This is a genomic window from Nonomuraea monospora (genome assembly GCF_039531895.1).
In the GTDB taxonomy this organism is placed as follows: Bacteria; Actinomycetota; Actinomycetes; order Streptosporangiales; family Streptosporangiaceae; genus Nonomuraea; species Nonomuraea monospora.
In genome coordinates, this window is sequence record NZ_BAAAQX010000005.1 from 192,322 (window position 1) to 209,284 (window position 16,963).

Annotated in this window: 18 protein-coding genes; 11 read left to right on the forward strand and 7 right to left on the reverse strand. The window is 70.4% G+C overall.

Annotated features, from left to right (window positions below):
- Positions 1-96 precede the first annotated feature (96 nt).
- From ABD331_RS12150 to ABD331_RS12160, 3 genes are all read left to right on the forward strand, one after another.
- A complete protein-coding gene (locus ABD331_RS12150) occupies positions 97-702 on the forward strand; it encodes a hypothetical protein (protein WP_344473766.1) in 606 nt (201 codons plus the stop codon).
- 76 nt (positions 703-778) lie between these two features.
- On the forward strand, positions 779-1,291 hold the full coding sequence (locus tag ABD331_RS12155; RefSeq protein ID WP_344473768.1) for a Uma2 family endonuclease: 513 nt from the start codon (positions 779-781) through the stop codon (positions 1,289-1,291).
- Positions 1,292-1,488: 197 nt separating this feature from the next.
- Positions 1,489-2,364 (forward strand): serine protein kinase RIO, encoded by an 876-nt coding sequence (locus ABD331_RS12160; RefSeq protein ID WP_344473769.1) that lies wholly within the window; start codon positions 1,489-1,491, stop codon positions 2,362-2,364.
- 198 nt (positions 2,365-2,562) lie between these two features.
- On the opposite strand, the gene ABD331_RS12165 is transcribed toward ABD331_RS12160, so the two are convergent.
- Positions 2,563-3,096: a PadR family transcriptional regulator gene (locus tag ABD331_RS12165; RefSeq protein ID WP_344473771.1), complete on the reverse strand. Its 534-nt coding sequence runs from the start codon at positions 3,094-3,096 to the stop codon at positions 2,563-2,565.
- Positions 3,097-3,155: 59 nt separating this feature from the next.
- Here ABD331_RS12165 and ABD331_RS12170 point away from each other — a divergent pair, with 59 nt between their 5' ends.
- Entirely contained in the window at positions 3,156-3,917 is a 762-nt protein-coding gene (locus ABD331_RS12170) for an alpha/beta fold hydrolase (RefSeq protein WP_344473774.1), read from the forward strand.
- Between the two features lie 275 nt (positions 3,918-4,192).
- Here ABD331_RS12170 and ABD331_RS12175 read toward each other — a convergent pair whose 3' ends face one another.
- The 5 genes from ABD331_RS12175 to ABD331_RS12195 are packed head-to-tail and all read right to left on the reverse strand — an operon-like array spanning position 4,193 to position 8,989.
- Complete coding sequence (locus ABD331_RS12175; RefSeq protein ID WP_344473776.1) at positions 4,193-4,774, reverse strand: PepSY domain-containing protein; 582 nt, start codon at positions 4,772-4,774, stop codon at positions 4,193-4,195.
- Between the two features lie 58 nt (positions 4,775-4,832).
- Entirely contained in the window at positions 4,833-6,941 is a 2,109-nt protein-coding gene (gene uvrB / locus ABD331_RS12180; protein ID WP_148441576.1) for an excinuclease ABC subunit UvrB, read from the reverse strand.
- A 35-nt stretch (positions 6,942-6,976) separates the two neighbouring features.
- Entirely contained in the window at positions 6,977-7,210 is a 234-nt protein-coding gene (locus ABD331_RS12185) for a helix-turn-helix transcriptional regulator (RefSeq protein WP_148441575.1), read from the reverse strand.
- Between the two features lie 13 nt (positions 7,211-7,223).
- The gene (locus ABD331_RS12190) at positions 7,224-8,078 is read right to left on the reverse strand and encodes an ABC transporter permease (RefSeq protein ID WP_344473779.1); all 855 of its coding nucleotides are present in this window, start codon (positions 8,076-8,078) and stop codon (positions 7,224-7,226) included.
- On the reverse strand, positions 8,075-8,989 hold the full coding sequence (locus ABD331_RS12195; RefSeq protein ID WP_344473781.1) for an ABC transporter ATP-binding protein: 915 nt from the start codon (positions 8,987-8,989) through the stop codon (positions 8,075-8,077). The genes ABD331_RS12190 and ABD331_RS12195 overlap by 4 nt, the downstream gene beginning before the upstream one ends.
- Positions 8,990-9,129: 140 nt before the next feature.
- Here ABD331_RS12195 and ABD331_RS12200 point away from each other — a divergent pair, with 140 nt between their 5' ends.
- The 7 genes from ABD331_RS12200 to ABD331_RS12230 all read left to right on the forward strand — a co-directional run bounded on the left by ABD331_RS12200 (position 9,130) and on the right by ABD331_RS12230 (position 15,753).
- Entirely contained in the window at positions 9,130-10,746 is a 1,617-nt protein-coding gene (locus tag ABD331_RS12200; RefSeq protein ID WP_344473783.1) for an SPFH domain-containing protein, read from the forward strand.
- Position 10,747: 1 nt separating this feature from the next.
- A complete protein-coding gene (locus tag ABD331_RS12205) occupies positions 10,748-11,983 on the forward strand; it encodes an SPFH domain-containing protein (protein ID WP_344473785.1) in 1,236 nt (411 codons plus the stop codon).
- A 9-nt stretch (positions 11,984-11,992) separates the two neighbouring features.
- Complete coding sequence (locus ABD331_RS12210; RefSeq protein ID WP_344473786.1) at positions 11,993-12,766, forward strand: sporulation protein; 774 nt, start codon at positions 11,993-11,995, stop codon at positions 12,764-12,766.
- Between the two features lie 187 nt (positions 12,767-12,953).
- Positions 12,954-13,979, forward strand: a complete 1,026-nt coding sequence (locus ABD331_RS12215) for a hypothetical protein (RefSeq protein WP_344473788.1) — start codon at positions 12,954-12,956, stop codon at positions 13,977-13,979.
- On the forward strand, positions 13,976-14,593 hold the full coding sequence (locus ABD331_RS12220; RefSeq protein WP_344473789.1) for a hypothetical protein: 618 nt from the start codon (positions 13,976-13,978) through the stop codon (positions 14,591-14,593). Before ABD331_RS12215 ends, ABD331_RS12220 begins: the two co-directional genes overlap by 4 nt.
- 10 nt (positions 14,594-14,603) lie before the next feature.
- Positions 14,604-15,404 carry an inositol monophosphatase family protein gene (locus ABD331_RS12225; RefSeq protein ID WP_344473791.1) on the forward strand — a complete coding sequence of 267 codons (801 nt, stop codon included), beginning with the start codon at positions 14,604-14,606 and terminating at the stop codon, positions 15,402-15,404.
- 106 nt (positions 15,405-15,510) lie between these two features.
- Positions 15,511-15,753 carry a hypothetical protein gene (locus tag ABD331_RS12230; RefSeq protein ID WP_344473793.1) on the forward strand — a complete coding sequence of 81 codons (243 nt, stop codon included), beginning with the start codon at positions 15,511-15,513 and terminating at the stop codon, positions 15,751-15,753.
- 4 nt (positions 15,754-15,757) lie between these two features.
- Here ABD331_RS12230 and ABD331_RS12235 read toward each other — a convergent pair whose 3' ends face one another.
- Positions 15,758-16,930 (reverse strand): ArsB/NhaD family transporter, encoded by a 1,173-nt coding sequence (locus ABD331_RS12235; protein WP_344473795.1) that lies wholly within the window; start codon positions 16,928-16,930, stop codon positions 15,758-15,760.
- Positions 16,931-16,963: the final 33 nt, after the last annotated feature.

A 16,963-nucleotide genomic window follows, 5' to 3' on the forward strand; every position in this document is an offset into this window, starting at 1 on the left:
GATCTGATCAAGAGCTTGCTTGCCCACGACCTCGGCCACGAGCGCGCCCCAACCGCCCGAGCCGACTATCCTTCAAGTCACCAACACCAACAGGAGGTGGCGAAGATCGGCGAGTTCCTTGTCATCGTGCTGGTGATCCTGGCGTTCCTCCTGTTGCTGGGCGGCGTCGGCATCTACGTCCTGGTGAAGCTGGGCAAGAAGGCCGCCGTCAAGGCCAGGCAGGCCACCGCCCGCATCAGCACGCACGTCAACGCGATGGGCACGGGCGACGCCGCCGAGGTCGAACGGCTCCGCCTCGACCTGCGCCGCGAGGTCACCCTCACCCGTCAGGCCGTCGAGCACGCGCAGAGCCTCGGCTGGGGCCTGGGCGACCTGCCCCGCCTCCTCGCCGACCTGACCGCGCAGGCCGACGTGCACGACGGGCAGCTCGGCATGTACGCCCAGCAGCGCCGCCTGTCCCCGTACGTCGACCACGCCACCCTCGACCGGCTCAGGGAACACCAGGCCAAGCTGACCGCCATGTGCGCCCGCATCCGCGCCGACCTCCTCGGCGACCAGGTCCAGCACACCTCCACCGGCATCGCCGACCTCACCTCCCGCACCGACCTGGAGATCGAGGCCCGCCGACGCGCGCCCGACCCGCTGGACGAGATCGACGAGCTGTACCGGCGGTCGATGGAAGAGCGCAGGGACCGGCCCTGACGGTCATGTTGAGCGGTGTCGCATGATCTTGTCGAGGTGGTTCCGCCCCGGGCCTTCCGGCGGGTGGACCGCTGACATGCTCGATCACCTTCCCCCTGGCGCGTCCCGGCACGTCGAGCTGATCGACGGCTCACTCGTCACGAGGCCGCCGCAGACCGGCTTCCACATGCTCGCGCTCCGCCTGCTGGAGCGGTCACTCCGCCCGCCGTGTGAGCTCATGACGGTCCGGGAGATGACGGTGACGCTGGGCCCGCACCAGCGGCCGGAGCCGGACGTCCTCCTCGTCAAGAGCGCTGCCTTCACCGCGAAGGTGACCTCGTTCAAGCCCGAGGATGTCCACCTGGTCGTCGAGGTCGTCTCGGACGAGTCCAGCGAGCGCGACCGCACCACGAAGCCGATCAAGTACTCGGCCGCGGGAATCAAGCATTTCTGGCGGGTGGAGCAGGAAGACGGCGTGCCCGTCGTTCACACGTTCGAGCTTGAGCCCGCCGTCAGTGCATACGTCCCCACCGGCATCCACCGCGGGCGGCTGCGCACCGACATCGGCTTCGACGTGGACATCGACCTCGACCTGAGGCCACCGCGCTGAGCGGTAAATGAGTTGCGGCGGCACCAGCCGCATCGCCATACTCATGGCGCGTATCGATCACCGCTGCACGAAGGGAGGCTGAGACCGTGACAACGACTGTCCGCGTGCCGTTTTCCGCGTCCTCATCCCCTCCCACCGAGCGTCAGCCGACCTGATCGCAACCCGCCGGTGGGCCTCAGACCTGGAGTCACCCCACCGTGCCGAAGCACTCGCAACACCGCCGCCGTGGCAGGAACGCCCTCGACGCCGACGACCTCGAATGGCTCGACAACGCCCCCGAGACGCTCGACGGCCCGCCTGAGGGCGACCGCTGGTCCACCTGGGACCAGAGCACCCCGACCGAGAAGGGGCCGCGGCCCCACCCCGGCTGGCTCGTCACCGAGCTGGCCGCCGTCGACACCGAGCACGGCATACTCAAGACCGGCAAGGAAGCCGACGTCCACCTGATCTCGCGCGGCGTGCCCGGCACCGACCGGGTGTGCCTGCTGGCCGCCAAGCGGTACCGCTCGTCCGAGCACCGCCTGTTCCACCGCGACTCCGGCTACCTGGAGGGCCGCAGGACGCGCGACGACCGCATGAACCGGGCCATGGCCAGCCGCACCGCCTTCGGCAAGCAGGCCATCGCCGCGCAGTGGGCGGTGGCCGAGTTCTCGGCGCTGTGCCGGCTGTGGGAGCTGGGGGTGCCGGTGCCGTACCCGGTGCAGATCGTCGGGACGGAGATCCTTCAGGAGTTCGTCGGGACGGCCGACGGATATGCGGCGCCGCGGCTGGCGCAGGTGGCCGAGGGGCTCGACGGGCTGTGGGAGCAGCTTGTGGCGGCCATGGTGACGCTGGCCCGGGAGGGGCTCGCGCACGGTGACCTGTCCCCGTACAACCTGCTGGTGCATGACGGCAGGCTGGTGGTGATCGACCTGCCGCAGATCGTGGACGTGATCGCGCATCCGGCCGGGCCGTCGTTCCTCGATCGCGACGCCCGGAACGTGGCGACGTGGTTCGCCGCCAAGGGCGTGGCCGCCGCCGACCCCGACGACCTGCCCACCCTGCTCCGCAAGGAGGCCGGGCTCGGCTTGTGACGGATACGAGCCCAGCCGCCCCGCCCCGTAAGGACGCCCATGCTCAACCTTGGGCCGATCCCCGCCCGGCCGACCCGCGCTCGCAAGAGCGCCAAGCTCAACTTGGGGCCGATCCGACCGGTGGCCGCTTCGGAAGGACGCCAGGCTGTACCTGGGCCGATCCCCGCCCGGCCGACCCGCCTCGCGAGGGCGCCGGGCTCAGCCGGTGACCGATTCGAGGGTGGCGATGGTGTGGTGCAGCCAGGCCAGCTCGGCCTGGCTGGTGGCGTGGGCGATGGTGAGCAGGCCCTGACGGAACGGGTCGGCGAACTCCTCGGCGCCCATCGGCCTGTCCCCGTCGTAGAAGAAGCTCGTCGGCTCCTCCAGGAACGTCAGCCGCCTGCGCAGCACCGCCGCCTGCTCCTTGGGCTCGTCCAGGTGGCGGAGGAAGGCGAGCAGCATGAACCAGCGGTTCTCGTCGCTGATATCGAGCTCGTCCGGGTCGCGCAGCCGGCGTTCCATCTCGGCGCGGCCCTCGGGCGTCAGGTAGAGGGTGCGCCGGGGCGCGGCGGCGACCCCCGGCTCGTCCTTCCTGACGAGCCAGCCGGCCGCGGCCATCCGCTTGATCGCCGGGTAGAGCGTGCCGTCGGCCACCGGGCGCACGTGCCCCATCAGCGCCGCCACTCTGCGGCGCAGGTCGTAACCGTGTAGGGGCCGATCTCTGAGGAATCCGAGTATGGCCAGCTCCAGCATGACTGTCATCATACCTCGGATCCGATATATATTGGTGCCGATATACGAGGAGATCCGTCATGCACGATGCCATCGTCCATCACAGCGGCGCTCGCATGCGCTGGGTGGAGTTGCCAGGCGAGGAGCCGGCGCGTGTCTACGTCCACGGACTCGGCGCCACCTCGGCCCCCTACTACGCGGAGGTCGCGGCCCATCCCCTGCTGCCCCGCCACCGGTCCCTGCTGATCGACCTGCTCGGGTTCGGGATCAGCGACCGGCCGCGGGAGTTCTCGTACACGCTGGAGGAGCACGCCGAAACCCTCGCGGAGGGGCTGCGCAAGGCCGGGGTGGCGGGGGCTTCGGCGATCGCGCACAGCATGGGCGGGGCGGTGGCCACGGTCCTGGCCGTGCGCCATCCGGAGCTGGTCGCCCGGCTGGTGCTGGTCGACGCCAACCTCGACCCCTACCCGCCTACGCCGGTCCCGCCCGGGAGCAGCGGCATCGCGGCGTTCGGGGAGGAGGAGTTCCTGGCGGGAGGGTGGAGGCAGGTGCGCGACCGGGTGGGGCCGCACTGGTGGTCCACGATGCGCCTCGCCGACCTGCGCGCACTGCACCGCACCGCGGTCAGCCTGGCCAGGGGGACGGAGCCAACCGTGCGCGAGTTGCTGGCCGGGCTGCCGATCCCGCGCGCCTTCCTGTACCCGGAGGGGGACGAGCCCGCCGGGGCCGCGGAGTTGCGGGAGGCCGGGGTGCGGGTGCTGGAGGTGCCGGAATCTGGGCACAACATCATGCTCGACAACCCCGAGGCCTTCGCCCGCACCCTCACAGCCCTGCTCCCCTGACCTCAGGCGGCCCCCGACCCAAGGCGTCCCCCTCCCCAAGGCGTCCCCTGACCTCAGGCGTCCCCTGGCCTGGGGGCTCCACCGCACCCTCGGCTGCACACAGCGGCCCCGTGCCCGCGTGCGATGGCCCGCCCCCACACGGTGGCCCTGGCCGCATGTGATCACCCTGGCGCGTGCGGCGGCCCTGGCGCGTGCGGTAGCGCTGGCGCATGCGGGGCCCTACCGCGCGGCGGCGCTGGCCGCGTGCCGTGGCGCTGGCCGCGGGCCGGGGTTTGTCAGGACGTGGCGGCGTTGTTCCTGGTGACCGCGCCCGTAGCCGCGTCCACCGCCACTTCGTGTTTGACCCCGTCCGCCCCCACCACATCCGCCTCCCACACGGTCTTGCCCTGCTCCGTGTCCAGGTTCAGCTCCGTGACCCGCCCCTCAGGCACCGCGGCGACGATCTTGTCGGCCGCCTGGGCGTAGTCGAGCTTGGCCGCCGAAACACGGGCCCGGTGCTTGGCCTTGTCGTCGGCGTCCTCCTGCTCGGTGGTGGGCCCCGCGACGACCTTGCCGGACTCCACGTCGAGCTGGTGCTCGGTGCCGTCCTTGCCGACGACCTGCACCTCCCACAGGCGGCCGTTCTCCTCGGTCTCGATGGAGACGAGGGTGGAGCCGGGCACCGCGCCGAGCGCCGCCTGGGCGGCCTGCTTGAGGTCGCCCGCCCCCGGCGAGCCGGCCGGTGAGGACGCGAACGTGGGGGTGCCGATGGTCGGCGAGGTGCGGACGGCCAGCCGCTCGACCTCGCGGACGACGGCGCCGCAGCCCCCCGCCAGCACCGACGCACCGACCAGGGCCCCAATGATCGTCTTGTTCATACCCTGGACGCTGCCCACCCACGGGTGAAGCATTCGCCCAGGTCAGAAGGCATACGACCTATTGAACCCCCGCCTCGCGCATGTCGCGCAGCTCGCGCTTGAGCTCCTTGATCTCGTCGCGCAGCCGGGCCGCCACCTCGAACTGCAGGTCGGCCGCCGACTGGTGCATCTGCTCGGTCAGCGACTCGATCAGGGACTCCATCTGGGCGCGCGGCATCTCGCCGGCGATGGCCTTGGCGTGCTGGCCGGCCTGCCGGGCGGCGAAGCCGGGCACGGGGGCCTTGCCGCGCGACTGCTGCCGGCCGCCGCCCATGAGCTGCTGGGTGTCGGCGTCCTCGCGGGACAGTGAGTCGAGGATGTCGGCGATCTTCTTGCGCAGCGGCTGCGGGTCGATGCCGTTGGCCTCGTTGTAGGCGATCTGCTTGGCCCGGCGCCGGTTGGTCTCGTCGATGGCCCGCTCCATGGACGGGGTGACCTTGTCGGCGTACATGTGGACCTGGCCGGAGACGTTTCTGGCCGCGCGGCCGATGGTCTGGATCAGCGACGTCTCGGAGCGCAGGAAGCCCTCCTTGTCGGCGTCGAGGATGGACACCAGCGACACCTCGGGCAGGTCGAGGCCCTCGCGCAGCAGGTTGATGCCGACGAGCACGTCGAACTCGCCGACGCGCAGCTCGCGCAGCAGCTCGATGCGGCGCAGCGTGTCGACCTCGCTGTGCAGGTAGCGGACCCGGATGCCGAGCTCCAGGAGGTAGTCGGTGAGGTCTTCGGACATCTTCTTGGTGAGCGTGGTGACCAGGACGCGCTCGTCGCGCTCGGCCCGCTCGCGGATCTCGTGCACCAGGTCGTCGATCTGGCCCTTGGTGGGCTTGACGACGATCTCGGGGTCGACCAGGCCGGTTGGGCGGATGACCTGCTCGACCACGTCGCCCTTGACCCGCCCCAGCTCGTACGGGCCCGGCGTGGCCGACAGGTAGACCGTCTGCCCGATGCGCTCCAGGAACTCCTCCCACTTCAGCGGCCGGTTGTCGAGCGCCGACGGCAGCCGGAACCCGTGCTCGACCAGCGTGCGCTTGCGGGAGGCGTCGCCTTCGTACATGGCGCCGATCTGCGGCACGGTCTGGTGGGACTCGTCGAGGACGAGCAGGAAGTCTTCGGGGAAGTAGTCGAGCAGCGTGTTGGGCGCGCTGCCGGCCTCGCGGCCGTCCATGTGCCGCGAGTAGTTCTCGATGCCGGAGCAGGTGCCGACCTGGCGCATCATCTCGATGTCGTACGTCGTGCGCATCCGCAGCCGCTGCGCCTCCAGCAGCTTGCCCTGCCGCTCCAGCTCGGCCAGCCGGTCGGCCAGCTCGGCCTCGATGCCGGCCACGGCGGCGGCCATGCGCTGCTCGCCTGCGACGTAGTGGGAGGCGGGGAAGATGTAGAGCTCTTCGTCCTCGGTGATGACCTCGCCGGTCAGCGGGTGCATGGTGGAGAGCTTCTCGATCTCGTCGCCGAACATCTCGATGCGCACGGCGAGCTCTTCGTACTTGGGGATGATCTCGATCGTGTCGCCGCGCACGCGGAAGGTGCCCCTGGTGAAGGCCAGGTCGTTGCGGGTGTACTGCATGTCGACGAGGCGGCGCAGGAGCTGGTCGCGGTCGGTCTCCATGCCGACGCGCAGCCGGGCCATGCGGTCGACGTACTCCTGCGGGGTGCCCAGGCCGTAGATGCAGGACACCGAGGCGACCACGATGGTGTCGCGGCGGGTGAGCAGCGAGTTGGTGGCCGAGTGGCGCAGCCGCTCGACCTCGTCGTTGATCGAGGAGTCCTTCTCGATGTAGGTGTCGCTCTGCGGGACGTACGCCTCGGGCTGGTAGTAGTCGTAGTACGAGACGAAGTACTCGACCGCGTTGTTGGGCAGCATCTCGCGCAGCTCGTTGGCGAACTGCGCGGCGAGCGTCTTGTTGGGCTGCATGACCAGGGCGGGCCGCTGCAGCCGCTCGATCAGCCAGGCGATCGAGGCCGTCTTGCCGGTGCCGGTGGCGCCCAGCAGGACGCTGTCCTTCTCCCCGGCCTTGACGCGGCGCTCCAGCTCGGCGATGGCCGTCGGCTGGTCGCCGGATGGAGTCATCTCGGTGACGACCTCGAAGGGCGCCACCTTCCGCTGCAAATCAGTGACCGGTCGCATGCTGCCACTGTAGGCGGCCCGACCGACAGAAACCGTCAGGCCGTGCGCTCGCCTATCCGGGGGAAGGGCGTGGTGGAGAAGACGACCTCGACGGGCACCTCGAAGTACTCGGCGATGCGCAGCGCCAGGTAGAGGCTGGGGCTGTACTCGCCGCGTTCGAGATAGCCGATGGTCTGGTAGTGGACCCCCAGGGCGTCGGAGAGTTGCCGGCGGGTCACGTTCCGCTCTGCGCGCAGCAGCGCGATGCGGTTGTAGACGTTCTCGCTCATCACGCGTAGTTTCTCAGGTCACCCGCTGCATCGCCCGGTGACGCCGCTCTTCCATCGCCGAGCCCGACTCGCGCCCGGCCATCCTGCGCAGGATCGGAGGCGCCGCCAGCAGCCCGGCGACCGCCCAGACGAGCAGCACCAGAGTGGTCTCCACCGGCCGCCACGAGCCGCCGATCTCCGCGGCGGCGGCCGCGTCGGGCAGCAGCGCGGAGCGCATGCCCAGGCCGAGCCAGTAGAGCGGGAAGGCCTGGGCGAGCACCTGCAGCCAGCCGGCCAGCGCCGAGATCGGGTAGAAGATGCCCGAGATCGCGGTGAGCCCGCTGACGGTGAGCATGGACAGCCCTGCCGCGCCCTGCGGGCTGCGGGCCAGTGAGCCGATGATCGCGCCGATGGTGAGCGACGACAGCAGCCCGAGCAGGCCGACCCAGGCGATGGTGAGCCAGTCGCCCGGGCCGATCCCGAGCACTCCCGGCACGAGGAGCAGCCCGGCGGCGAGCATCAGCACCGCGGCGCCGAGGGTGCTGATCGACAGGCTGACGATCCGGCCGGCGAGGTAGCCGATCATGCCCTGGGGCATGGCCTTGGCCCGCAGCAGGGTGCCGTCCTCGCGCTCGACGGACAACGCGCCCACCGCGCCCATGAGCGCGTTCACCGGCAGCATCAGGGCCACCGTGCCGGGCAGCGTGGCGGCCGCCAGGGAGAGTTCGGTGCCGGGCAGCTTGGCGTCCCGCTGGAAGTAGAGGACGACGATGAGGGCCACGGTGCTCACCACGGTGAAGCCCATGTCCTGCGCGCTGGTGAGCTGCTGCTTGAACTCGATCCAGCCGCGGGAGCCCCCGAGGCGGATCGCGTGCAGCACGGGGTTCACGTTTCCTCCCTCTTGACGATGGTCATGTAGGTGTCCTCCAGCGAGGCCCTGCGCACCTCCAGGTCGCCGATCGCGGCGCCGTGCTGCTCGAACAGCTCGCGTACGAAACCCGTGGCGTCGTGGGTGGCGTGCACGAAGTGCTCGCCGTCGCGGCTCCAGCGCACCTGGGCGTCGCGGGAGTACTCACGGGTGAGGCTGTCGGGGCTGCCGTCGGCGACGATCCGGCCGCCGGACAGGATGAGGATGCGGTCGGCGAGCTTCTCGGCCTCGTCGAGGTCGTGCGTGGTGAGCAGGATCGTGGTGTCGTCCAGGTCGGACAGGCGGTGCACCAGGTCGTGGAAGTCGCGTCTGGCCTGCGGGTCGAAGCCGGCGGTCGGCTCGTCGAGGAAGAGCACCTCGGGCCTGCCGACGATGCCGATGGCGACGTCGAGCCTGCGCCGCTGGCCGCCGGAGAGCTGCTTGATCCGCTGCCCGGCCTGCTCGGCGAGCCCGACCGCCTCGATCAGCTCGCCGGTGTCGAACGGCGGCCGGTGCGGGTCGGCGTACGGCTCGTAGTAGCGGGCGAGGTGGTGCAGGAGCTGGTGCACCCGCCAGCGGCCGTGGTCGCGCCACGACTGCAGCACGACGCCGAGCCTGGCGCGCCACCGCTCGTCGCCGCGGGCGGGCTCCACGCCCAGCACCCGTACGTGACCGGCGGAGGGCTTCCTGAACCCCTCCAGGATCTCGATCGTCGTGGTCTTGCCCGCGCCGTTGGGCCCGAGCAACGCGATCACCTCGCCTGGGCTGATCGTGAAGGCGACGTCCCGCAGGACCTCCTTGTCGCCGTATGCCATCCGCAGCCCGGCGACCTCGACGGCGGCGGCGTCCTTCCCGAGGTCGAGGCCGCCTGCGAGCTCTTTTACCGCTCCCATCAACCCTCCAAGTAGTAGGACTACTACATACATAGCACATCTACTACAGGTGGCAATACATATATGACACCACATTGCAAGCGAACAGTAAGTCGCACCCGATACGGTCGGAATCGCCTGTAGCGGAAAAGGAAGGTTCGATGTCACGACCCAGAGAGGCACTGATCCAGGCAGGACGGGGCATGGCCCAAGCGGTGGCCCAAGGGGGTGACGTGAGGCAGGCCATGGGGCAGGCCGCCGGGCAGGTCATCGACCAGGCGGGGCAACTGGCCGGCCAGGCGCCTGGCTTCAGGCTCAACCCGCACGACTTCGCGGCGGCCCGTGACGGCGGTGTCTCCGTCGGCACCGTCATCGAGGCCAAGTCCGCGTCGCTGAACGAGGCCGGCGAGATCGTCAACCGCAGCTTCGCCGAGAACGGCATGCACGTCATCTCACCCGTGGTGATCCCCAAGGGCAGCACCGCCAAGGTGATCGTGCCGCTGGGCATCCTCGTGGTGCTCGGCCTCATCGGCGCGCTCGGCAACATCGTGCCGAACGCCGAGGTGATCTTCGGCCCGCACTACTGGGTCGTTCTCGTGCTGGCCGCCGGGTTCCTGTGGTGGCGGCGCAGCGTGGTGATGGTGCCCGAGGGCTGCAAGGCGCTCATCACCCAGTTCGGCAAGCTGGTGCACATCGCGGACCCGGGCCGGGTGACGCTGTTCAACCCGTGGAAGCGGGTCAGCTACATCGTCAACACCACCCGCGAGTACCCGTTCAACGCGCCGATCAGCGAAGCCCCCACCCAGCAGGGCGTCAAGGCCAGCGTCGACCTGTTCCTGCAGTTCAGGATCGAGAACCCGGCGGAGTTCATCTTCGTGCTCGGCTCGGTCAGCGGCTTCCAGTCCAAGCTGCAGAACGCCATCAGCGAGGTCACCCGCTCGCTGATCTACGCGCAGCGGGCCGAGGACATCTACGACCTGGTGGGCGAGAGCACGCTCGGCATGCTGGAGAGCCTCAACCAGCAGTTCCTGCCCGCCGTACGGCTCACCGACGTGAACATCACCCACGCCGAGCCGTCCAGCCAGGAATACCGCATGGACCTGGCCGCCCCCGAGATGGTCAGGGTCGCCAAGGAGGCCTACACCTACGAGTACGAGCTGCAGCTCCGCAAGGAGCAGAACGAGGGCGACCTGGTCAAGGAGCTGGCCGGCCTCCAGGAGACGCTGAGCGCCATCCAGGCCGAGATCGCCGGCTACCAAGCCCGCATGGACACCGCGCTCGAACGCGCCAGCCACCAGGCCACCGCGCAGGCCAGGCAGCGCCTGGTCGAGGCCGAGTCCACGGCCAACGCCAACTCCGCGCTCCTGGAGGCGCAGGCGCTGGACATCAGGGCGCTGTCCGCCGCCGAGGCGCCCGAGATCCTCGACTACCGCTTCCAGCAGGACCTCCTGGCCAAGCTGGAGTCCGTCGCCACCAGGCTGCCGCAGGTGGTGCAGGTGGGCGAGCAGACCGACATCGACTTCCTGGCCCTGGCCCAGCAACTCGTGGGCGGCAAGGACGCGGTGCTGTTCTCCGCCGAGGACATGGCCGCCATCCGCGGCAGGCTCGACGAGATCGCCACCCGCGTGCGCGGGCGCGAGAGCGAGATCGCCGCGCTGCTGCAGAAGGCCGCCGCCGACGTGGAGGAGCCGCCGCAGGTTCCGTCCGCGGCGCCCGAGCCGGACAACCTGCTGGAACGCACCGTTGAGCGCCTGCTGCCCGGGAAGGGGGAGATCTGAGATGAGCCGCGAGTTCTCGAAGATCAAGGAGTCACTGGCCTCCTGGGGAGAGATCCGCCAGCTCCTGCGCGGCGGCGAGCAGGGCCAGCTCGTGCCCGTCGTCATCCCCAAGGACCGGCGCGGCTTCGCCTGGATGACCCTGGTGTTCCTGGCGCTGTACTTCGCCGGCATGGCCGCGCTGACCGGCTTCCGGCTCGTCGGGACGTTCGGGGCGCTGCTGTTCGTCCTGCTGGCGCTGCTGACGATCTGGCGCAAGGCCATCATCGAGATCGAGGAGGGCACCACCGGCGTGCGCAGCCGCTGGGGCGCCATCACGGGCACCCTGCCGCCGGGCCGCCACTACCTCTGGCTGCCGTGGGACCGGGTGGACGCGGTCGTCGACACCTCCACCGAGATCCCGTACTCGGCCCCGATCGTGGCCTGCCCCACCGCCGAGAACGTGCCGCTGAAGTCGATCGAGTTCTTCCTCAAGTTCCGGATCGTGGACCCCGTCGCGTTCGTCCGCACGATCGGCGCGGGCAACTTCGACCTCGTGCTGTCCAGCGCGGTGCAGGACGCGATCAGGCAGCGCAGCCGCAGGGTCAACACCGAGCGGGCCTACGACCTGCGCGGCTCCGACGTCGGCGACATGCAGGACGCGCTCAACCGCCAGCTCGGCCGCTACGGCGTGCGCATCACCGGCGCCAACATCCCCGACGTGCAGCTCCCCGACCAGTACCAGCAGCACCTGGCCACCCGCGAGAAGGTGGCCAAGGAGCTGTCGGCCTACGAGCGCGAGTGGGAGCTGACCCGCAAGCGCCGCATCGACACGCTGCTGATGGAGATCGAACGCTCCAAGAAGACCCGCGACGCCCGCGTCGTGGAGGTCAAGGCCGCCCACAACACGGCGCGCAAGGACGTGGCGCGCATGCTGGAGGAGCAGGAGACCGAGGCGCAGCGGGTGACCTGGGAGATCGAGGCGCGCGGCAGGGCCGAGCTGACCGCCGCCGAGAACGAGGCCAAGGCGCTGCGCCGGCTGGCCGAGTCCTACCGGGACAACCGGGCCGTGCTGCAGTACGAGCTGGCCCGCAGGCGCCTGGACGTGGGCGCCAAACTGGCGGAGAACGCACCCCAGCCGCTGGTCGTCCGCACCCAGCAGGGACAGTCGGACTCCGCGCTCTCCACCCTTCTCCTGGCCCAGCTGCTCCCCCGCATCTCGGGTTCAGGCCAACTGAACGGTCACACACCTTCCGCTTAGGAGAACCCCATGGTGTTCCGCAAGTTGATGGCCGCCTTCGGCGCGGGCGTCGAGGTTGACACGGTGCTGACCAACACGGGCGTGCGCCCGGGCGAGCCGCTGCGCGGCGTCGTGCACTTCCGTGGCGGCAACTCCGACTACAAGGTCGAGGGCATCTACATCGACCTCACCGCCGTGGTCGAGGTCGAGTCCGGTGACAACGAGTACAAGACGTCCTACAGCTTCCTGCGCCAGCAGGTGGCCGGGACCTTCCAGCTCGCGGCGGGCGCGCAGCACCAGCAGCAGTTCGAGATCCCGATCCCGTGGGAGACGCCGATCAGCGCGATCGCCGGGCACCCGCTGCACGGCATGAAGCTGGGCGTCCAGACGGAGCTGGCGCTGGCGGGGGCGCTCGACAAGGGCGACCTCGACCCCCTGTTCGTCAGCCCGCTGCCCGCCCAGGAGCACGTGATAGGCGCGCTCGACCGGCTGGGCTTCCAGTTCAAGAAGGCCGACCTGGAGCGGGGCACGCTGTACGGCTCGACCATGCCGTTCTTCCAGGAGATCGAGTACTACGCGGGCGGCCAGTGGCGGCGCTACTTCAACGAGCTGGAGCTGACGTTCATCGCCGGGCCGCGGCAGATGGACGTCATCCTGGAGGCCGACAAGCGGGGCGGCTTCCTCAGCTCCAGCCACGACGCCTACAACCGCTTCACGGTCCGCTACGACCAGCCGCCGCACGAGGCGGACGCGGCGCTGCAGCGCGGGCTGGAGCAGATGGCCCGCCACCGCGGCTGGTTCTGACGCCGGGATGGCGGGCGGTCCCGCGCCCGCCATCACCTGCCGCCGGGGCTCGATAGGTCTAGGCAATAGTGCGGGGCATCTTTCGCCAGTAGATCGTGTGCTGACAGTAGCGTGGCGCTCTCGTTACCATGACCTCGAAAGACCGGGAACTGATCGTCGAACGGCGGGGCGAACGATGGCACGGTTCATGGCGGCGTTGAAGAGGTCCGCCCCATGGGCGGCGCGCAACGCGGACGGCGCCATCGCACTCGGCCTGGCGATCGTCGTGGGCGTGCTCGGCATCATGCCCGACGAGATCTTCGGCACGCAGGGCGACGAGATCCAGCGCCAGCTCGTCACCGCCGCGACCCTGGTCATCCTCGCGCTGGTGGCCACGGCGCTGCTGCGCGACCGCGCCCGCCAGGCGCCCGTCGAGAAGACGATCACCTCAGGGGCGCTGGCCGAGCTGCCGGTGCGGCTGGCCCGCCTGGAGGAGATCGAGACGCTGGCCCACAGCACCCGCAGGGCCCTCGACTCCCTGCAGCTCGTCAGGGTGCTGGGCAGCAGGCAGGAGATCGCCCAGTCGCACGCCGAGGCCCGCAGGGACACCACCCGGTGGAGCTTCAAGGGCGGTACCGGCACCTACCTGCGCGCCGTCACGCTGCCCGAGTGCGTGGCCGCCGCGCGCAAGGACAAGCGGCACCTCAGGGTCAGCGTCGAGATCATCGACCCGGCCAACGCGGAGGTGTGCGAGACCTACGCCCACTACCGCCGCTCGCTGTCCGACGCCCCCGACGGCACCGGCGAGACATGGACGACCGACCGGGCCAGGAAGGAGTCGTACGCGACCATCCTGGCGGCCTTCTGGCACCGCCAGCGCTACGGCCTGCTCGACATCGAGGTGGGCCTGTCCTCGACGATGACCACGTTCCGCTGGGACCTGTCCTCGACCCGCCTGATCATGACGGTCGAGGACCCGAACATGGCGATGACCGCGCTGGCCGACACGTTCTACTACGAGAACTGCGACACCGAGCTGCGGCTCAGCATGGAGCAGGCGCGGCGGGTGCCGCTGGAGATGTACAAGAAGGTGCCGCTCGGCGACGAGCCCACCATCGAGGAGGTGCAGGAGCTGTTCGAGCGGATCGGGGTGCCGCTGCCCAGGTCCTACAACGGCCGCGACGTCGTCGACATCGCCCGTAAGGCCCTGCGCGCGCTGGATCCGTACGCATGAGCCTGAGCAGCGTGCGCGAGGTCCTGCGAGCCGGTGAGGCGCGGGCGTGGGCCCTGGCGGAGCTGTCACGGCCGGGCCTGACGGCCGTACGCCATCCGCTCGGGTTCGTCTGCCTGCCGCTGGAGCGCCAGGGCGGCGAAGGGGTATGCCTCCACCTGTGGACCGACTCGCTCGCGCACGCGCGCAGCACCACCTCGCAGATCCACTGCCACAGTTGGGACCTGGTCAGCCACGTGCTCTACGGCCAGGTGCGCAACGTGCACGCGGTGGTCTGCGACGCGCTCGCCGAGGCCACGCACCGGGTGTACGAGGTGGTCAGCGCCGCCGACGGCGACCGCATCTCGCCCACCGCCCGCACCGTGCGGCACGCCACCGGCCTGGTGGAGATCTTCGGCCCCGGCGACACCTACACGCTGGCCGCCGACCGCTTCCACAGCAGCGTGGTGCCCGAGGGCGGCGAGGCGGCCACGATCGCGCTCGGCCGGGGCCGTCCCGGCAGCCACGACCTGTCGCTCGGCCCGCTGGCCGGCGGCCCGCACCACGTGTCCAGGCAGCCGCTGGACTCGGCGGAGACGGCCCTGGCCATCCGCATGATCACCGCGCACCTGACCTGAGAGGCACCCGATGGACCTGGATCACGCTCGTACGGTCGCCGTCGAAGCCGCCGAGGCCGCGGGCGCGCTGCTCCTGGAGGGCACCAGGGGCGCGCTCGGCACCAGGGCCAAGGGCGAGGCCGGCGACGTGGTGACGGACCTGGACCTGGCCTCGGAGAAGCTGCTGCTGGAGCGGATCCTGACGGCGTACCCGTCGCACACGGTGATCGCCGAGGAGTCGGGGCTGGTCGGGGCGGCGGGCGGCGAGTGGACGTGGCTGGTCGACCCGCTCGACGGCACCAACAACGTGGCCATCGGGCTGCCGACGTACGTGGTGGGCGTGGCGCTGTGCCGGGGCGGGCGGCCGCTGCTGGGCGTGGTGCACGACCCCGTCTCCCGTCAGACGTGGTCGGCGGTGCGCGGCAGGGGCGCGGTCACCTCCTCGGGGCTGCGCCTGGCGCCGCCGTACGCGCCGAGCCCGCACGGGCCGCTGCTGGCCTGGACCCAGGGGTACGGCATCGCCAGGGACGACGCGACCGTGCGGCGGCTGAAGACGGCGCTCGACCTCGGCGCCCGCCGGGTGCTGCAGCTCTGGGCGCCGCTGCTGGCCTGGGCGATGCTGGCGCGTGGCGACATCGACGGCATCGTGGGCTATCGGGCCGGGGTGGTGGACCTCCCGGCGGGGGCGCTGCTGGCGCAGGAGGCGGGCATCGAGATCCGGCGGCTGGACGGCGGGCCCTACGAGGAGTGCGTGGACGGCCCCGGCGACGAGCGCAGCTTCGTGGCCGCCCATCCGCGGGCCCTGCCGGGGCTGCTCTCGCTCCTGAAATGAGGAAAAGTCCACAGATGGTCTGTGTCCTTTGTCGATGAGTTCCGCCGCCGTTCGACGTCTATTTAGAGGGTGCCGGACAACGGCACCACGGTGGAGGGAGCCCGACATGATGACCACGACCGAGCTGGCGCAGGTGCTCTTCGTCACCGCGCTGCAGCCGTCCGAGGAGCTGTCCCCGTTCCAGATCCGCGAGGCCGTGGACGAGCGGCTGTGCGCGTGCGGCGGCGACCCGTCCTGGTGCGCGGCGCTCGTGGCGCAGGAGGCCGGCGACCACCCCGAGACGTACGTGCGGCGGATGCGCTGGGCCCTGGACGCGGTCGCCGGCGCCTACGCCCTGGCCGCCGCCTGACGGCTCACCCGAAGGTCACCAGGGCCCAGACCGTCGCGGGAACCCCCACGACGGCCAGCCCGGCCCCGGTGAGCAGGAAGCGGCGCATCGGCACCCGGACGTCGTGGCGGCGGCACGACTCGAACCACAGCAGCGTGGCCAGCGACGCCCACGGGGTGATGACGGGCCCGACGTTGGTGCCCACCAGCAGGGCCAGCAGGAGGTCCTGGTCGGTGGCCGGGATGACGGTCTCGACGGCCTTGTAGGCGGGCAGGTTGTTGATCACGTTGGACAGCCCCGCGCCGACGGCGGCGGTGCGGTAGGGGTCTCCCTCGGTGCCGATCATCCAGGTCATCACGGTGGACAGGCCGTGCAGGCTGAGCGTGGGCACGACCAGGAACAGGCCGGTCACGAAGATGACGAGCTGCCAGGGGATCAGGCTCCACGTCAGGCGCTCGCGGGAGCGCAGCGCGAAGGCGGCAGCCACGACGACGGCCGCGGCGGTGGCGGCGATCGCCACGTGCGTCTCCACCAGCAGCAGCGCGATGAACAGCACGCACGCGGCCGACGCGGCGGAGAACAGCGCCCGGTCGGCGACCGGTTCGAGCACCGGCGGAGTGTAGCGCAGGTCGCGCCGCTCGCCGCGCCGCCAGTAGAACACCCACAGGAACACCATCGTCACCGCGATGGCGGCGAGCTGGGGCGCCCACATGCGGGCGGCGAACTCCTGGGCGTCCAGGCCGATCTTCCGCATGCCGAGCAGGTTCGTCAGGTTGGAGACCGGCAGCAGCAGGCTCGCGGTGTTGGCCAGCCAGATGGTGGTCATGGCGAGGGGAAGGGCGGCGATGCGGGCGCGGGGGGCGAGGGCGAGCATGACGGGGGTGAGCAGCACCGCCGTCGTATCCAAATTCAGAAATATCGTGACAAATGACGCAAAAATGACACAAAGAAAAAAGAGGGCCGCGTAGTTGCCACGGCCGAGCACCGCCATCCTGGCCGCGATGGCGTCGAAGACCTGCGCCTCCTTGGTCAGCTCGGCCAGCACGATGACCGCCACCAGGAAGATCAGCAGCGGGCCGATCTCACGCAGGCTGGTGACCGCGTCGTCCCACGGCAGCAGGCCGGTCGCCACGAAGACCAGCCCCAGGACCAGCAGCCCGACCCTGATCCAGTCGAGTACGCCAAGACGCTGCCACACCCGAAGATGATCGCACACCGTCGGCGGGGCAAG